The following is a 17755-nucleotide window of genomic DNA, read 5'->3' as shown; positions in this document are numbered from 1 at the left end:
CTCCCTTGCACCTGTTTGGTATAAACAGGTTTACTGCATCAATATGATAATCATCCTGATCATCAGTATGCTTCCTGCGATTCATCAAAGTACCCATAATTTACAAAAAGGTCAAATAGACATAACAACTAGCGCTAAATATTATGATGTACACTAAAATAGTAATAACATCTTAAAGTTCAATTAAATATAGTGAATAGCAAGGGTTTATCCTGATTGGAAGGGCGTGATTAAAGTCTTAATATTAATAATTAAGTATAGGTTTTCAGGGGGATATGGGGAAATGTTACGGCTAACATTGAATATTGAGAGTTATAACAATAAAAAAGCCAGCTCATTTGAGCTGGCTTTAGATTAAAGATTAACTTTACGTAGAAGTTAAGAAAGCATTAATGAATCAGCTTTTGCTTCCAGGTTTGTATTCCCCATAAGGTAAGCATCAACTGCACGAGCAGACTCTCGACCTTCGTTAATACAACGTACAACCAATGATTGACCGGTACGCATATCACCTGCGGCAAATACACCAGCTTGGTTAGTTGCGAAATCTTCAGTTGCAACATTACCACGCTCGTCTAATGCGATATCAAGTTGAGCAAGAACGCCTGTTGGTTCTGGGTGTAAGAAACCCATCGCTAAGAAAGCAAGATCACAGGCAATCACACGCTCTGAACCTTCAACTTCATCAAACCCTGGGCGCTCACCTGGTTTTGCTTCTTGCCAAACGATATCAGCAATACGTAAGCCTTTCACATTACCGTTATCATCAGAGATAAACTCTTTGGTTAAGATGTTCCAGTAACGATCACAACCTTCTTCATGTGACGTTGATGTTTTCATGATCATTGGGTATGACGGCCATGGCTGATTAGCTGGACGCTTTTCAGGTGGAACAGGCATGATCTCAACTTGAGTAATACTTGCAGCGCCGTGACGATTTGATGTACCCACACAGTCAGAACCTGTATCACCGCCACCAATAACCACTACATGTTTACCTTTGGCATGGATTTCTTCGGTTTTTAAATCCATATCGTTGGCACGACGGTTATTTTGCGCAAGAAATTCCATCGCAAAGTGTACGCCATTTAGTTCACGACCTGGGATTGGCAGGTTACGAGGAACGGTTGAGCCGCCTGTAAGTAATACGACATCAAAGTCTTGGCGTAATTGCTTAGCATTGATATCGACACCAATGTGCGCATTAACTTCAAATTTAACGCCAGCTTCTGCCATTAGGTTGATCTTACGATCTATGATATCCATACCTAGCTTAAAGTCAGGAATACCAAAGCGAAGTAGACCACCGACTTTTTCATCACGCTCAAACACTGTCACGGTGTGACCAGCGCTGTTTAGCTGCTCTGCTGCTGATAAGCCCGCAGGGCCTGAACCGATAATTGCAATGGTTTTACCGGTTCGAGAACGTGGTGTTTTAGGCTTGGCATAACCTTCACGATAAGCTGTTTCAACAATCGTTTTCTCGATATTACAAATCGTGATGGGATCTTGGTTGATACCTAACACACAGCCACTTTCACAAGGGGCAGGACACACACGACCAGTAAATTCTGGGAAATTATTCGTTGAACTTAGGATGTTCCACGCTTCTTCCCAGCTATCGCGGTAAACCGCATCATTAAATTCAGGAATAATATTCCCAATTGGACAAGAGTTATGGCAGAACGGTACACCACAATCCATGCAGCGTGATGACTGTTCATTGATCTTGTCACCAAATTCATCGTTTAAAACGAATTCTTTGTTATCTTGAATACGAACACTCGGGTCCAATTTTTTTGGCAATTCACGGCCAAATTCTAAAAATCCTGTTGGCTTACCCATTGATTGCCTCCAACGCTTCCTTGTCTTGAGCTTCAGCTTCAGCTTTACGCTTTAGTAATACGGCTTTGTAATCCCTTGGCATAACTTTCACCATCTTCTTCAAGTTATCTTCGAAGTTAGATAGGAAAAGCTCTGCAACCGTACTACCTGTTAATGCAACATGTTTAGTTAGCATGTTCAGTAGCAGTGCTTGATCTTCTTTTTCGATTGGATCTAAATCGACTAACTCAGGGTTTAATTTGGTTTCAAAGTCATCGAACTGATCCCAAACATAAGCAACGCCACCACTCATACCCGCAGCAAAGTTACGACCTGTTTGACCAAGGATAACGGCAACACCACCAGTCATGTACTCACAACCGTGGTCCCCGACACCTTCAACCACAACTTGAGCGCCTGAGTTACGAACACAGAAACGCTCGCCAGCAAGACCGCGAATGTAAGATTCACCAGAGGTTGCACCGTAGAAACACACGTTACCCACAACGATGTTATCTTCAGCAACAATGTCTGATTTCGCATCAGGGTAAAGTACTAATGTACCGCCTGATAGGCCTTTACCCCAGTAATCGTTAGCATCGCCTTCAACTTCAAATTTCACGCCTTTAGCAAGGAATGCACCGAAGCTTTGACCTGCTGAACCAAAGAACTTCACGTTCATCGGCTGTGGTAAGCCGCTGTCTTTGTATACTTTCGAAATTTCATTCGACAGCATAGTACCTGCACTTCGATCGGTATTGATGATAGGCAACTCAGCATTCACTGCTTTACCTTCCGTCAGTGCTGGCTGTGCAAGTTCAATCAATTGACGGTCTAGTACGTTATCCAAACCATGATCTTGAGGACGTTGGTTGTAAATACCATCTTCAGCACGTGGCTTTTCAACGTAAAGTACAGGGCTAAGATCGAGGTTCTTGTATTTCCAGTGACTGACATTATCACGGACTTTCAGCTTGTGAGATTGCCCTACCATTTCTTCAATAGTGCGGAAGCCAAGCTCTGCCATTACTTCACGTAAACCTTCTGCCATGTATTGGAAGAAAGTCACAACGTCTTCTACGCGACCATCAAAGCGTTCACGTAATGTTTTGTTCTGTGTTGCGATACCAACAGGACAAGTATTCTTGTGACACTTACGCATCATGATACAGCCTTCAACAACCAGTGCAGCTGTTGCTACGCCCCATTCTTCAGCACCCAGAAGAGTGGCGATAGCAAGGTCACGTGGTGTTTTCATCTGACCATCAGACTGAACAACGATACGGTTACGTAAACCATTCTTCAGTAGCGTCTGGTGCGTTTCTGCTAGACCTAATTCCCACGGTAGACCTGTGTGGCGAATAGATGACATTGGTGATGCACCTGTACCGCCATCAAAACCTGCAATAAGAACAACATCGGCTTTGGCTTTAGCAACGCCTGATGCAATCGTACCTACACCGGCTTCTGATACCAGTTTAACGTTGACACGACCTGCGCGGTTAGCATTTTTCAAATCGTAGATCAGCTGGGCTAAATCTTCGATTGAGTAAATATCATGGTGAGGCGGTGGAGAAATTAAGCCAACCCCTGGTGTTGAGTGGCGTGTTGCGCCAATCCAGTCATCGACTTTATCACCTGGAAGCTGACCACCTTCACCGGGTTTTGCACCTTGAGCCATTTTGATTTGCAGCTCATCAGCGTTAGTTAGGTAGTAAGAGGTGACACCAAAACGACCTGATGCCACCTGCTTGATAGCAGAACGTTCCCAATCACCGTTATCTTTCTTCTCAAAGCGAATTGGATCTTCACCACCTTCACCTGAGTTAGATTTTGCACCGATGCGGTTCATCGCAACAGCCAGTGTTGAGTGCGCTTCGTAAGAAATCGAACCAAAGCTCATTGCACCTGTCGCAAAGCGCTTAAGGATATTCTCAATTGGCTCAACTTCCTCAAGTGGGATAGAGCCTGCAGGGTTTTTGATGAAATCAAGTTGGCTACGCAGTGTTGCAGCGTTATCACCTTGATCATCAACCGCTTTCGCATATTGCTTAAATTGCGCGTAATCTTTTTCACGGGTTGATTGTTGCAGTAGTGAAATGGTTTCAGGGTTAAACAAGTGTTTCTCACCACGTTGCTTCCACTGATATACACCACCAACATCAAGTACTTGTACTGGGATTTCACGAGTAGGGTAACCAACACGATGACGGACTAAGACTTCTTGCGCGATATCATCAATCGTTAGACCTTGAATACGCGTTACAGTACCGGTGAAGTACTTATCAACCACAGATTTACTGATACCAAGCGCTTCAAAAATTTGTGCGCCGTGGTATGACTGTAGCGTTGAAATACCCATCTTAGAGAAGATTTTAAGCAGACCACCGTTAACCCCTTTACGGTAGTTATCAAATAGAGTGTCTGTCGGTAATTCAGGATCCAGTTTACGCTTGCGTTGTAAATCAACCAGTGTTTCAGTGACTAGATATGGGTTAACTGCGTTAGCACCGTAACCAACTAGGGTTGCAAAATGGTGGGTTTCACGTGCATCACCGGTTTCAACTACGATGTCACACTTCGCACGAAGACCTTTGCGGATCAGGTGGTGGTGAACCGCACCAACAGCCAGCATTGCAGGAATAGCCGCATGGTTAGAATTAACTGCACGGTCAGTTAGAATGATGATTGAATAACCATCAACGACTGCATCTTCTGAATACTGACAAATACGTTTAAGTGCACGTTCTAGCTTGCCTGGTTCGCCACTTGCATTAAAGACAATATCCAATGTTTTCGATTGAAGATGTTCATTATCAATCTCACGGATTTTCTCAAGTTCAGCATTAGAAAGAACAGGAGATTCAAGTTCAACTTTTTGGCAATGCGCAGGTGTTTCAGCTAGCAGGTTTTGATCCTTACCGAGGTAAGTATTCAATGACATAACCATACGCTCACGAATTGGATCGATTGGCGGGTTAGTCACCTGTGCAAATAGCTGTTTAAAGTAGTTTGATAAATGCTGGGATTGATGAGAAAGCACGGCTAGCGGCCAATCTGCACCCATCGCGCTTAATGGCTCATAACCTGTTTTTGCCAGTGGAACAATAATGTCATTCACTTCTTCTGAGCTCACACCAAACGCTTGTTGATGATGCAGTAAGCGCTCAGGTGTTGGCTGATGATGCATATTATCAGCTTCAGGAAGCGTCTTTAGGCTTAATAGATTGTCTTTAACCCATTGCTCATACGGTTGTGCTGTCGCAATGCTGTCTTTTACTTCTTCATCAGAAATAATACGACCTTGCTCTAGATCAGCAACGAAGATACGACCCGGTTGTAGACGACCACGGAATTGGACGTTTTCAGGCTCAATTTCAACCACGCCTGATTCAGATGCCATCACAAGGAAGTCATCTTTAGTCACAGTATAACGTGATGGACGTAGGCCGTTACGGTCCAGTGTTGCACCTACTTGAACACCATCGGTGAAACAAACAGAGGCTGGGCCATCCCATGGTTCCATGATATTGGCGTGGTACTGGTAGAAAGCACGACGCTTAGGATCCATGTTTTTGTTTTCTTGCCACGCTTCAGGGATAAGCATCATTAAAGCGTGTGGCAAACTACGACCAGAAAGCACAAGTAACTCTAGTGCCATATCGAAGTTAGATGAATCTGAGCTACCTTCCTGACAAATCGGCAGTAGCATATCGATTTCTTGCTGACTAAATAAATCAGACTCAAGAATCGCTTCACGGGCTTTCATCCAGTTCAAGTTACCACGAACGGTATTGATTTCACCGTTGTGAGCAATGTAACGGAAAGGTTGTGCTAAGCGCCAACGTGGGAAGGTGTTGGTTGAGAAACGAGAGTGAACTAATGCAAGTGCGGTCACCATCGTTGGATTTTGTAGATCAAGGAAGTACTGAGGTACTTGCTCTGTAGTTAATTGGCCTTTGTAAACCAAAGTTTTGTATGACAGAGAGTTGATATAGAAGTCATCGCCAATGTTCGAAACACTTTCCAGACAAACACGTACAGTATAGTTACGTAAAACATAAAGTTTACGCTCTAGTACGGCTGGATCTAAGTTTGCGCCACCAGTGATGAAGACATGCTCAAATTGTGGTTCTGTGCTCAATGGATCTTCACCGATCATTGAGTTGTCAACTGGAAGTACACGGTAGCCGATCACTTCAAGATCAAGGCGTTTAGCGTTACGCTCTAAGATCTCACGACATTGCTGGCGTTTATGCTCATCTTTTGGAAATAGCACAACACCGACGCCATATTTATCGAAGGCGGGTAATTTAATACCGAGTGTCAGTGTTTCTTCTAATAAGAACTCGTGGGGCTTTTGCAGCAAAATGCCTGCACCATCACCACTGCATGGATCACAACCTTGACCGCCACGGTGCTCCATACGCGCTAGCATATCGAGAGCCTGAGTAACAATCTGGTGAGACTTACGGTTTTTTAGGTGGGCGACAAAGCCGATACCACAGGCATCGTGCTCCATTTCAGGCACATAAAGTCCCTGATCGTTCAGCTCTTGATCTGTCATAGATACATCCTTCCAGTTGCATCAAGCCATATTCCTAAGGCTTGGTTATCCCTAATTTATTGTCACAATCCTGCGGTATTGAAATGAACTATCCTGTTCTACCCAACATGATTGAGTGTCTGCACAAAGATAAAATCGTCCTGTATTGGCAAACTTAATTTTGTTGTTTCGTTTTGCTATGAACGAACACACTGTATTTCTTGAGAAAGGGCGACACAAATCACTTTACAGTAGGGTGATGGCATCGCTTTTATTGTTCAGAAATTGCACACAAGTGTAACTATCCTACAATTTTGATACATTAATTACCAATAAAAATTAACATTTAGCTATCATAATATTGCTGTTTTGTTGCATTGTTAAACATGAAAAAGGCTTTTTAACGACGATAATTATTCGCAATTGCGTTTAAATGCAAAAAACGTTTGGTGATCGATTGTTTACAAAAAGGCAACAATACGTAGTTAGGGAAACTTTTTTGTATTTTATTTACGATTAAGTGTCTTTTTTGTTGAGTAAAGGAAAGGGCTTTGTTTGTTGTAGCACAAATTTATTACTTGTAATTGATGCTATCTTGCGACTCTTTTTAATATTGCTCGCTATTCATCGCGGTGTTTACAGCTATTTATTTGCAATCAGGTAAAGCAATGCAACTGCACGAACTCGTTAATACATTTGGTCAAGACTTACAGCGCCGTTATGGTGAAAAAGTCCATAAGTTAACTTTGCATGGCGGTTTTAGCTGTCCTAATCGTGATGGAACGATTGGTCGGGGAGGGTGCACATTTTGTAATGTGGCCTCTTTTGCAGATGAAAAGACTCAGTTTTTACCTATTAAACAGCAATTAGCAGAGCGTGCCGATGAAATTCATCGTGCAAAACGTTATTTAGCTTATTTTCAGGCTTACACCAGTACTTATGCTGAAGTTCAAACGCTAAAGAAAATGTATGAAGAGGCGTTAAAAACGACGGATATTGTAGGGTTATGTGTGGGAACTCGACCTGATTGTGTGCCTGATGCGGTATTAGCACTACTGTCTGATTATGTACAACAAGGCTATGAGATTTGGTTAGAATTAGGTTTACAAACGGCAAATGAAAAGACATTAAAGCGGATTAACCGAGGTCATGATTTTGCATGTTATGCCGCTATCACTCAACGTGCACGGGCATTAGGGATCAAGGTTTGCACTCATTTAATTGTTGGGCTGCCAGGTGACACCAAACAAGATAACCTTGATACGATCAGTAAAGTGGTGGCGGTAGGCGTGGATGGGATAAAATTGCATCCACTACACATAGTTGAAGGCAGTAAAATGGGGCAAGCATATAAAGCCGAACGTTTAGACCCTATTAGCCTTGAAGAGTACACCAACATTGCGAGCGAAATGATCCGATTAACTCCTGCTGATGTGATTTATCATCGGGTTTCAGCCGCGGCACGTAGGCCAACCTTACTGGCACCAATGTGGTGTGAAAACCGCTGGTTAGCGATGACTGAAATTGGACGTAACTTAGATACTTATGGTGGGCAAGGGAGTCTAATTAATGACGCTTTTGTATATCAACGCCCACAATTAAAATAGAATACAAAACAAAGCCTACGTGATGTGGGCTTTTTTGTATGTGAAGGTTATAGTTTCAGCTTTTTATTCTGGCGCAATTGATATCAGCGCTTATGATTAACAAGCTTACACGTCGCTTTGACGGCATCTTTCTTCTTTTGGTATTCAGTGATGAAACAAGTCAAAATGTTAGCTCAGTTTTATGTCGATCTTCTGGTTAAATTAGGGATCGTTCGTTTTAGCCTACTCCTTGCATTAGCATTGGTTGCATTAGCCGTTGTTGTTCAAGTTAGTGTGACGTTAGTACTACATGGCACCGTGAATGATATTGATATCGTGCGATCGGTGACATTTGGTTTATTAATAACGCCTTGGGCTGTTTATTTTCTCTCTGTTGTCGTCGATCAGTTAGAAGACTCACGTCAACGCTTATCGAAGTTAGTCACTAAACTAGAAGAGATGCGCTCGCGAGACATGGAGTTAAATAAACAGCTTCAAAACAATATTGCGCAGTTAAATTTAGAAATAGAAGAAAGGGAAAAAGCGGAAGAAGCACGTGAAGAAGCGATGCATGATCTCGAAAATGAGGTTTATCAGCGAGAAAATGCCCAAGTAGCGGTGGCAGAGCAAAGTGCATTATTAAAGTCTTTCTTAGATGCGTCGCCTGATTTGATTTACTACCGTAATGAAAAAAACCAATTCTCAGGTTGTAATCGTGCAATGTCAGAGTTAGTGGGTAAAACAGAAAAAGAACTAGTGGGGTTAACACCCTGGGATGTTTACCCTGAAGAAGTCGCTAAAAGAATTATTAAAACAGACGAAGAGTTGTTTAACGAAAATAGTGCTATGACAGATGAGCAGTGGTTAGTTTATCCAAATGGTAAACGTGCGCTATTTGAACTTCGTAAAGTGCCATTCTATAACCGCAATGGACGTCGTCTTGGTCTAATGGGCTTTGGCCGTGATATTACCGAACGTAAAAAATATGAAGATGCGTTAGAAAAAGCCAGTAGCGACAAAACCTCATTTATTTCAACTATTAGCCATGAATTACGCACCCCACTCAATGGTATTGTTGGCTTAAGTCGTATGTTACTCGATACAGATCTTACTGATGAGCAGCGTGGTTACTTACGTACCGTACATGTTAGTGCGATCACCTTAGGAAATATATTTAATGATATTATTGATTTAGATAAATCCGATCGCCGTCGTTTAGAGTTGATGCCAAAACCATTGGATTTCAACGAGTTCATTGATGAAATGGGGAATATTTCTCAGTTAATGGCTGAGCAGAAAGGATTGCGTTTTGACCTAGAGTGCTTAACTGAACTGCCAAAAAATATTGAAGTCGACAGTACGCGATTGCGTCAAGTGTTGTGGAATCTTATCGGTAATGCGACCAAGTTTACTAAACAAGGTGGCGTGATTTTATCGGTTAGCAGTGAAATTCATGAGCACGATGCTGATGTTATCTTTGAAGTTGAAGATAGCGGTGTTGGTATTCCTAAATCTGAAATCGATAATATTTTTGCCATGTATTATCAAGTGAAACAAGGTGACGATAATATTCATGCTGTAGGAACAGGGATTGGACTTGCCGTTTCTCGCCAGCTCGTTCAGCTAATGGGGGGAGATATCACTGTTCATTCTGAAGTGGGTGAAGGTAGTACCTTTACGGTAAAAATTCGCGTTCCGCTAGTAGAAGATGTTATTGAAGAAGATATCGTGACTGAAGTAAAACCAGAGCTTACTGGTTTAAGTATCTTCATGGTGGAAGATATTGAGTTAAATATCACGGTCGCTAAATCCTTGCTTGAAAGTTTAGGTCATGAAGTCACTGTTGCAATGCGAGGTGATGAAGCCTTAGCGATGTTTAAACCAGAAGATTATGATTTGGTCTTGTTAGATATTCAATTACCAGACATGACAGGCTTTGATATTGCGCAGAAACTACGAGAAAAATACCAGGATTTGCCAGCATTGGTTGCTCTAACGGCTAATGTTATCAGTGATAAAAGCGAATACCTTGAAAAAGGGATGGATGAAGCGATTAGTAAGCCATTAAGCGTGAAAGCTATCACTAGCGTGATTGAAAACCTCGTTCTAAGTTGTAGTTATGAGGAAGATGAAATTAACGATTTAACCGATACTAACAGTGATGGAACAGGGCCTAGCGATAAAATGATCGACAAGTTGCTCGACTTGGAGATGTTGACCTCTTACGTTGATATTGTAGGGACTAAACCTGTTTATGCGAGCATCGAAATGTTTGAAAAAATGATGCCAGATTACATTGCGATTTTAGATTCGAATATGGTCGCGAAAGATCAAGATGGGATTAAGTTTGAAGCGCATAAAATTAAAGGTGCAGCAGGTTCTATCGGTTTAAAACACATTCAGCAAGTCGCACAAAAAGCACAGTCTCCTGAACTTCCTGCTTGGTGGGAAAACATTAATGACTGGGTTGATGAAATTAAAAATGGTTACCAAAACGATATTGATGTGCTGAAAACATGGTTAAAACAGTACGAGAAATAGAGTGATGGTATTGCATTTAAAATAAAAAAGGCTCCTTAGGAGCCTTTTTATTATGGTCTGAACTTCACGAATTACTCTTCGCCAAGATCACCACAGAAACGGTAACCTTCACCGTGAATTGTTGCAATGATCTCTGGTGTATCAGCAACAGATTCGAAGTGTTTACGGATACGACGAATAGTTACATCGACGGTACGGTCATGTGGCTTAAGCTCACGACCTGTCATCTTCTTAAGAAGATCTGCACGAGTTTGGATCTTGCCTGGGTTTTCACAGAAGTGAAGTAGGGCGCGGAATTCAGAACGTGGAAGCTTGAATTGATCACCGCTTGGGCTTACTAGTGAGCGACTGTTGATTTCAAGAGACCAACCGTTGAACTCGTAACGCTCAACCAATTTCTTATCTTCAGTAGGAAGACCTTGGTTCATAGCACGAGTCAATAAGTTACGTGCACGGATAGTAAGTTCACGAGGGTTGAAAGGTTTAGTGATGTAATCATCAGCACCAATTTCAAGACCTAGGATCTTATCAACTTCGTTGTCACGACCTGTTAAGAACATTAGTGCCATATCGCCTTGCTCACGAAGTTCACGAGCAAGTAGAAGACCATTTTTACCTGGTAGATTAATATCCATGATCACTAGGTGAACAGGATTGTCAGAAAGCATTTGGTGCATTTCTGCGCCATCGTTAGCTTCAAAAACTGTGTAACCTTCCGCTTCAAAAATACTTTTTAGGGTGTTACGTGTTACGTGCTCGTCTTCTACGATAAGAATGTGAGGGGTTTGCATTGGCAGTACCTAATATCAAAAAACAAATCTGCATGAACAGAGTAAGTTAAATTCTATAAAAAAAATTCACATATAGGCAAAGTATTAACAAGAATACTTATTTGTTACGAAATCGCTGCCTATGTTGGTACACCATCCTTTTCCCGATAATTAAAACTATCGGAATACCTCATATATTGAGGTGTTGGCTACACTCTCCCTAATTGATGCAGCGATTGTATTCACTTAACAGCTCTCTAACAATGTTGTGCGTTTGTTTAGTATAGCTATTTATATGTTTGTTGATTTATATCAAACAGAATGAGCAAAGATAGATTATTCACTCTTAGTTTTAACAATATCGTCGAAGCTATAGTGGGTTGATTACTTCCAAGTTAAATATTCATGAAAAACATACCGATTGTGTGTTTTTCAGGCTATAACTTACATTAACTACAACATGTTATTTACGTTATGTTTTTAATTGTAACATTGACGTCGTTATGTTGCATGTTTTATATGTGATGAATCTAAACCTGATTCGATATTAGATTGACGCTAAAAGTTGTTAATACGTCTTCTACATAGCTATTTTGTTTATAACATTACCTTGTTTCAAGTCGTGTTGATTTCTGCGTTTAACCATTAAGGGGTAGGTAACATTGTTAATTTACTTTTTGATGTTAGACAAGATGAGTATTGATGACGTTAACTGATACTAAGAAGAGTGAATGATGAAAGATTTACTACCGGATTTATGCGATCACTATGAACAAGATATCCATTTTTTGCCAATAGGATGTCATGATTATGGTGGGAAAAACATTTTTTACGGCCAATGTGTCACGCTCCGATGTTTTGAAGATAATAGCTTAGTACGTGACATATTATCTCAAGACGGCACTGGTAAAGTGTTATTTATTGACGGTCATGGTAGTTGTCGACGAGCGTTACTTGGTGATCAATTAGCATTGTTGGCGATTAAGAATCATTGGCAAGGGATCATTGTTAATGGTGCGGTTCGTGATATAGCAACATTAGCGACATTAAATTTAGGTGTAAAAGCATTAGGGGGATGTCCGATTAAGACAGTGAAGCGTCAAATGGGAGAGCTCAATGTGACATTAAATCTCAGTGAAAACCTAGTTTACCCTGGTGATTATATTTATGCCGATTTAAATGGAATTATCTTGTCTAAGCACGCGTTGGATTTATCTGTCTTAAGTGACTAATAGCTAACTTTTACTTAGAAGCTAAATCCTAATCCAAACTCAATGACTTGTTCGAGTTCTTCATAATCAACAGTCGCTCTAAGGTTTAGTTGATCTGATACATCATATTGACTACTGACCTCTATCCCTAACTTTGTATTCTCTTTAGTCGTTGCCGTATTTATTTCACTTTGTAGGCTGACTTTGGGCGTGAGATTATATTTAACACCTGATGCAATACCTCTAGACCCTCGCTGGGTTACTGTACCTGATGTTAATTGGGTACTTAAATAAAGTTGAGTATTTTTGGTAATGGTATAAGCGTATCCGCTGTCAATTTGCCAAACATCAAATGCTTGTTGATGACGTGATTGTGACGAGAGAAACCACCCTGATGATTGTTCTTTATTGCGATTATAAGTGGGTTCGAAGTCATCGAATTCAGAGGCAAATACAGGCTGAATCCCTAATAATACAATCATCCCTAATAATAATCTCGTCATACCATTATCTCTAATTATTATTTTATGTTACTAACTTTAGGGTATTGGTAGATAAAATGCATTTCAGATTTAAGAAATAGACACCCTGTTTTACATTATATGAGCCAGTACGCTTATTTTATGTAACTAGTGTTTTAATTATTACAATGTGATGATGTTTTTTGTTGATTGTTAATGCTGATGAAATCGATATTCAGATGGATAAGGGAACACATCGGGATAATTTTCCTCCGTAATATTCTGTTGTAGCTTTTGCCAATAGCTCGCTTCAAACAAATCACTATGTAGCTCGTCAAATAATGCGCGTACTTTGGGGTTTATTAATAAAAAGGTACGAAACTCTTCAGGAAAGACATCATTGATTCCTACGCTATACCAAGGCTCTGCCGCCAGTTCATCTTCTGGGTATCGAGGTGGTGGAATTTTACGAAAATTCATCTCTGTCATGTAGGTGATTTCGTCATAATCGTAAAACACTACACGCTTATGTCGAGTCACACCAAAGTTTTTAAATAGCATATCACCTGGAAAAATGTTGGCTGCGGCTAACTGCTTTATAGCGTTGCCGTATTCATTAATAGCAAAGCGTAGATCACCATCGTCTGCTTTTTCTATATAGAGGTTAAACGGCACCATGCGTCGCTCCATATATAAATGTTCAATCATAATCGTATCATCAGTTAGCGTAATGATAGAGGGAGCGATAGACTGTAGCTCTTGGATTAATGCTTCGCTAAAACGCTCTCGAGGAAAACAGAAATTACGATACTCCTGGGTATCCGCCATTCGACCAACACGATCATGTCCTTTTACTAGCTGATACTTTTCTTTGACAGTGTTGTGGCTTATATCTTTTTGAGGTGCAAATTTGTCTTTAATGATCTTAAAGACAAAATCATAAGATGGCAGAGTAAATACCGACATCACCATGCCTTTTATGCCGGGCGCTACGACAAATTTGTCATCAGTTGTCGCCAAATGGGCTAAGAATTCACGGTAAAGCTCTGTTTTTCCATGTTTTTGGCAGCCAATCGCAGTATAAAGTTCAGCAAGGGTTTTATTGGGAATTAACTGTGAAAGGAAACGAACTAATGCAGCTGGCGCAGGGGCATAAACCATAAAATATGAGCGTGCAAAACCAAAAATAATACTGACATCGTTAGCGTCACAAATACACGCATCAAGATAAATTTCATGACTACTGTCGTTTAAAATCGGAACGACAAAGGGACAGAAATCGCCATTAGAGAATGTGAGTTTTCCGATTAAATAGGCGGCTTTATTTCGATAAAAAGGCTCACGAATAAGCTCAAGCGTTGTATCTTGATCGAACTTATTACCCAGATCCCGTTGTAAGTGTTTAAGTAATAGTTGGATATCTCTCGATTTATCTTGCCAAGTTAACGTAAAGGGCGTGTCATCAAGTATTCTTTCAAACATCGCACTCAGTGTTGTTTTAACACGATAGTGGCGCGTTAGTGATGTTGGGTAAGGGGGAACACGATCTTCTTGTGAAGTATGAACAAACAATTTATCGCGATTAATATTTCGGTGTTTGAATATACGGCAATATACCGAATTGAAGAAGCTCTCAGCAATATCGTAACGAGGATAGTCTAAGAGTAAATCTTGGTAGGCCATTTTCACAGCCATTAAAAAATCATGATTGGCGTAACGTTCACCTAGCATAATTTGAATTTGGTTTGTGACTAATTCAACATGATGATCATAAAAGCTGATGCGCTTCTTTAAAGCATTATGAACAAGTCCCCAATGCTGTTTTTCAAAACGTTCTTGTGCTTCAGCTGTTACATCGAGAAAGCGGCCGTACATGGCATCAAAGCCTTGTAAGATGGTATGGGCAATTAATGATTCCATGGCAGCGCTCATTTGGTACTCCTCCCGATGCAATATATTCACGCCTAACTATGCAACGTAGTCCGCATGACTGCAAATAGAATAGTCGCTTTTGTTAATTAAAATGGCTGATAATTGATTCATTTTGCTGTCTATTGTGTTGTGCAATTGTAAAGATATTATTGACTCTAATGTATGATTGCTGTAAACGTAAGCTATTAGCAAAAAAGAATTTGTAGACCAATGAAGAATGTATTCAGCTCTCACGCCATTACACGCATTATTATTACCATTAACATCTTCGGTGTTGGTGCGGGCTGATATACGCAAGGATTAACAATAAGCCCGCAACTCATATTGAGCTGCGGGTTTTTTTTTAACGATTTTAAATTCACATATTTGAGTATATCTAGATGCGATAACTAGATAGATCAGGATAGTCACTCGGGAGTAGGGAATGCGAGTATTTAAATTTGGCGGTTCATCATTAGCCGATGCAGAGCGATTTTTAAGAGCAGCAGATATTATTGCGAGTAATGCTCAGCAAGGTGACGTTTCTGTTGTGCTATCAGCACCAGGGAAGGTAACAAATAAATTAGTTTCAGTGATTGATAACACCGTGAAAACGGGTGAATCATCGCTACAGTTGGCCGATCTCGAACAGGTATTTACTGAATTGTTCAGTGGCTTAAAAGCCTTAGAGCCTCAGTTTGATAAAGCCGCTTTAGATGCAAAACTGGCGAGCTCTCTAGGACAACTAAAAGAGTATGTTCATGGTATTAAACTATTAGGTTTATGTCCTGATAATGTGTATGCGACGATCATCAGTAAAGGTGAACGTCTTTCTATTGCAGCGATGAAAGCTTTACTTGAAGCGAAAGGTCAGCCTGCAAGCCTTATCGATCCGGTTAAATATCTCTATGCTGAAGGTGATTACCTTGAGGCGCATGTCGATATTGAAATTTCAACGCAGAATTTCCGTCGTGATCCATTACCTGCCGGGCATGTTTGTATTATGCCTGGCTTTACCGCAGGTAACAGCAAAGGTGAGCTAGTAACACTGGGTCGTAATGGTTCTGATTATTCTGCTGCAGTGCTTGCTGCATGTCTACGTGCGGATTGTTGTGAAATTTGGACAGATGTTGATGGTGTCTATAGCTGTGATCCTCGTTTAGTCCCTGATGCACGCCTACTGAAATCTTTAAGTTATCAAGAAGCGATGGAATTATCTTATTTCGGTGCTTCTGTTCTTCACCCTAAAACTATCGCCCCTATCGCCCAATTTCAAATTCCATGCTTGATTAAAAATAGCTTTAGCCCACAAGCGCCAGGGACACTAATTGGTCAAGATACTGGTGAAGATCAATTAGCCATAAAAGGGATCACAACTCTAAAAGATCTTACGATGGTGAACGTGTCTGGCCCGGGTATGAAAGGGATGGTCGGTATGGCTGCTCGCGTATTTGGTGCGATGTCATCTGCTGGCGTATCGATTGTATTGATCACTCAATCATCATCTGAATACAGTATTAGTTTCTGTATTGAAACGGCAGATCATGTTCAAGCTGAAAAAGCGTTAAACGAAAGCTTTGAACTGGAATTAAAAGAAGGTCTGCTTGAGCCCGTTGAATTTTCAGATAACGTATCGATCGTAACTTTAGTTGGCGATGGTATGCGTACATCTCACGGCGTCGCATCGCGTTTCTTTACTTCTTTAGCGGAAGTGGATGTCAATATTGTTGCGATTGCGCAAGGATCATCTGAGCGTGCTATTTCAGCGGTTATTCCACAAAATAAAGTCCCAGAAGCTGTTAAAGCGTGTCATGAGAACTTGTTTAATAGCCAGCATTTCCTAGATGTTTTTGTGATTGGTGTTGGCGGTGTTGGTGGTGAGTTGATCGATCAGATCCAGCGTCAACAAAGTAAACTTGCCGATGACGGTATCGTGATTCGCGTCTGCGGAATGGCGAACAGCAAAGGGTTACTCCTGAGCCGTGATGGCTTTGACCTAGATAACTGGCGTGATCAAATGGGAGCGGTGAATGAGCCACTCAATCTTGCTCGTATGATCCAGCTAGTTCAGCGTAATCACATTATCAACCCTGTGATCATTGATTGTACGTCAGATCAAACCATTGCTGAGCAATATACTGATTACCTTGCTGCTGGCTTCCATGTTATTACACCGAATAAGAAAGCAAACACGGCTAGCATGGCTTATTACCAACAATTACGCCAAGCGGCACGTTTAAGCCGTCGTAAGTTTATGTATGACACTACGGTGGGTGCAGGTTTACCTGTTATTGAAAACTTGCAGAACCTATTAGCCGCAGGTGATGAACTACAGCGCTTCTCTGGCATTTTATCTGGCTCAATGTCATATATCTTCGGTAAATTGGATGAAGGCATGAGCTTTAGCGAAGCAACAACCGTTGCGCGTAATAATGGCTTTACTGAGCCCGATCCTCGTGATGATTTATCAGGTATGGATGTGGCACGTAAGCTGTTGATCCTTGCTCGTGAGTCTGGTTTGGAGCTAGAGCTTTCAGACGTGGATGTTGAACAAGCACTACCACCAGGTTTTGATGCTTCTGGCTCTGTAGATGATTTCATGGCGCGTTTATCACAAGCGGATGCATATTTTACTCAATTAGCTCAAGAAGCGGCAAAAGAGGACAAAGTACTGCGTTATGTTGGTGAAATCGATAACGGCCATTGCTCGGTGAAAATTGTTGCGGTGAACCCTGATGATCCAATGTTTAAAATTAAAGATGGTGAGAATGCCTTAGCTTTCTACAGCCGTTACTACCAACCGATCCCACTGGTATTACGTGGTTACGGTGCGGGTACGGAAGTAACTGCCGCGGGTGTCTTTGCCGATTTAATGCGTACATTAGGCTGGAAGCGAGGGGTATAA

Annotated in this window: 9 protein-coding genes; 4 read left to right on the top strand and 5 right to left on the bottom strand. The window is 41.2% G+C overall.

Translation table 11 applies throughout. The features are described 5' to 3' along the window. Positions 1 to 378: 378 nt before the first annotated feature. Both C9J46_RS10755 and gltB read right to left on the bottom strand, forming a co-directional pair. Positions 379 to 1845 (bottom strand): glutamate synthase subunit beta, encoded by a 1467-nt coding sequence (locus C9J46_RS10755; protein WP_045083715.1) that lies wholly within the window; start codon positions 1843 to 1845, stop codon positions 379 to 381. Further along, positions 1838 to 6391 (bottom strand): glutamate synthase large subunit, encoded by a 4554-nt coding sequence (gene gltB, locus C9J46_RS10750; RefSeq protein WP_107290876.1) that lies wholly within the window; start codon positions 6389 to 6391, stop codon positions 1838 to 1840. The genes C9J46_RS10755 and gltB overlap by 8 nt, the downstream gene beginning before the upstream one ends. Before the next feature lie 647 nt (positions 6392 to 7038). Between gltB and C9J46_RS10745 the strand changes: the two genes are divergently transcribed. Then, a complete protein-coding gene (locus C9J46_RS10745) occupies positions 7039 to 7977 on the top strand; it encodes a TIGR01212 family radical SAM protein (RefSeq protein ID WP_107290875.1) in 939 nt (312 codons plus the stop codon). Positions 7978 to 8127: 150 nt separating this feature from the next. Next, positions 8128 to 10497 carry an aerobic respiration two-component sensor histidine kinase ArcB gene (gene arcB / locus C9J46_RS10740; RefSeq protein ID WP_107290874.1) on the top strand — a complete coding sequence of 790 codons (2370 nt, stop codon included), beginning with the start codon at positions 8128 to 8130 and terminating at the stop codon, positions 10495 to 10497. Positions 10498 to 10568: 71 nt separating this feature from the next. On the opposite strand, the gene arcA is transcribed toward arcB, so the two are convergent. Beyond that, positions 10569 to 11288 (bottom strand): two-component system response regulator ArcA, encoded by a 720-nt coding sequence (gene arcA, locus C9J46_RS10735; protein WP_107208579.1) that lies wholly within the window; start codon positions 11286 to 11288, stop codon positions 10569 to 10571. Positions 11289 to 12001: 713 nt separating this feature from the next. On the opposite strand from arcA, the gene C9J46_RS10730 reads away from it, so the two are divergent. After that, a complete protein-coding gene (locus C9J46_RS10730) occupies positions 12002 to 12499 on the top strand; it encodes a putative 4-hydroxy-4-methyl-2-oxoglutarate aldolase (RefSeq protein ID WP_107207324.1) in 498 nt (165 codons plus the stop codon). A 14-nt stretch (positions 12500 to 12513) separates the two neighbouring features. Here C9J46_RS10730 and C9J46_RS10725 read toward each other — a convergent pair whose 3' ends face one another. Next, complete coding sequence (locus tag C9J46_RS10725; RefSeq protein WP_107260534.1) at positions 12514 to 12981, bottom strand: hypothetical protein; 468 nt, start codon at positions 12979 to 12981, stop codon at positions 12514 to 12516. Between the two features lie 171 nt (positions 12982 to 13152). Further along, on the bottom strand, positions 13153 to 14871 hold the full coding sequence (gene aceK / locus C9J46_RS10720; protein ID WP_107207240.1) for a bifunctional isocitrate dehydrogenase kinase/phosphatase: 1719 nt from the start codon (positions 14869 to 14871) through the stop codon (positions 13153 to 13155). 424 nt (positions 14872 to 15295) lie between these two features. On the opposite strand from aceK, the gene thrA reads away from it, so the two are divergent. Then, positions 15296 to 17755, top strand: a complete 2460-nt coding sequence (gene thrA, locus C9J46_RS10715) for a bifunctional aspartate kinase/homoserine dehydrogenase I (protein ID WP_107207241.1) — start codon at positions 15296 to 15298, stop codon at positions 17753 to 17755.

Source organism: Photobacterium sp. GB-36, assembly GCF_003026135.1.
GTDB lineage: Bacteria > Pseudomonadota > Gammaproteobacteria > Enterobacterales > Vibrionaceae > Photobacterium.
Note: the sequence above shows the minus strand (reverse complement) of the source record. Positions and strands in the feature narration are given on the sequence as shown.

Coding starts and splice junctions, on each gene's coding strand:
- arcA (WP_107208579.1), bottom strand. CDS start 11,288: ATGCAAACCCCTCACATTCTTATCGTAGAAGACGAGCACGTAACACGT.
- C9J46_RS10745 (WP_107290875.1), top strand. CDS start 7,039: ATGCAACTGCACGAACTCGTTAATACATTTGGTCAAGACTTACAGCGC.
- aceK (WP_107207240.1), bottom strand. CDS start 14,871: ATGAGCGCTGCCATGGAATCATTAATTGCCCATACCATCTTACAAGGC.
- thrA (WP_107207241.1), top strand. CDS start 15,296: ATGCGAGTATTTAAATTTGGCGGTTCATCATTAGCCGATGCAGAGCGA.
- gltB (WP_107290876.1), bottom strand. CDS start 6,391: ATGACAGATCAAGAGCTGAACGATCAGGGACTTTATGTGCCTGAAATG.
- C9J46_RS10730 (WP_107207324.1), top strand. CDS start 12,002: ATGAAAGATTTACTACCGGATTTATGCGATCACTATGAACAAGATATC.
- arcB (WP_107290874.1), top strand. CDS start 8,128: ATGAAACAAGTCAAAATGTTAGCTCAGTTTTATGTCGATCTTCTGGTT.
- C9J46_RS10725 (WP_107260534.1), bottom strand. CDS start 12,981: ATGACGAGATTATTATTAGGGATGATTGTATTATTAGGGATTCAGCCT.
- C9J46_RS10755 (WP_045083715.1), bottom strand. CDS start 1,845: ATGGGTAAGCCAACAGGATTTTTAGAATTTGGCCGTGAATTGCCAAAA.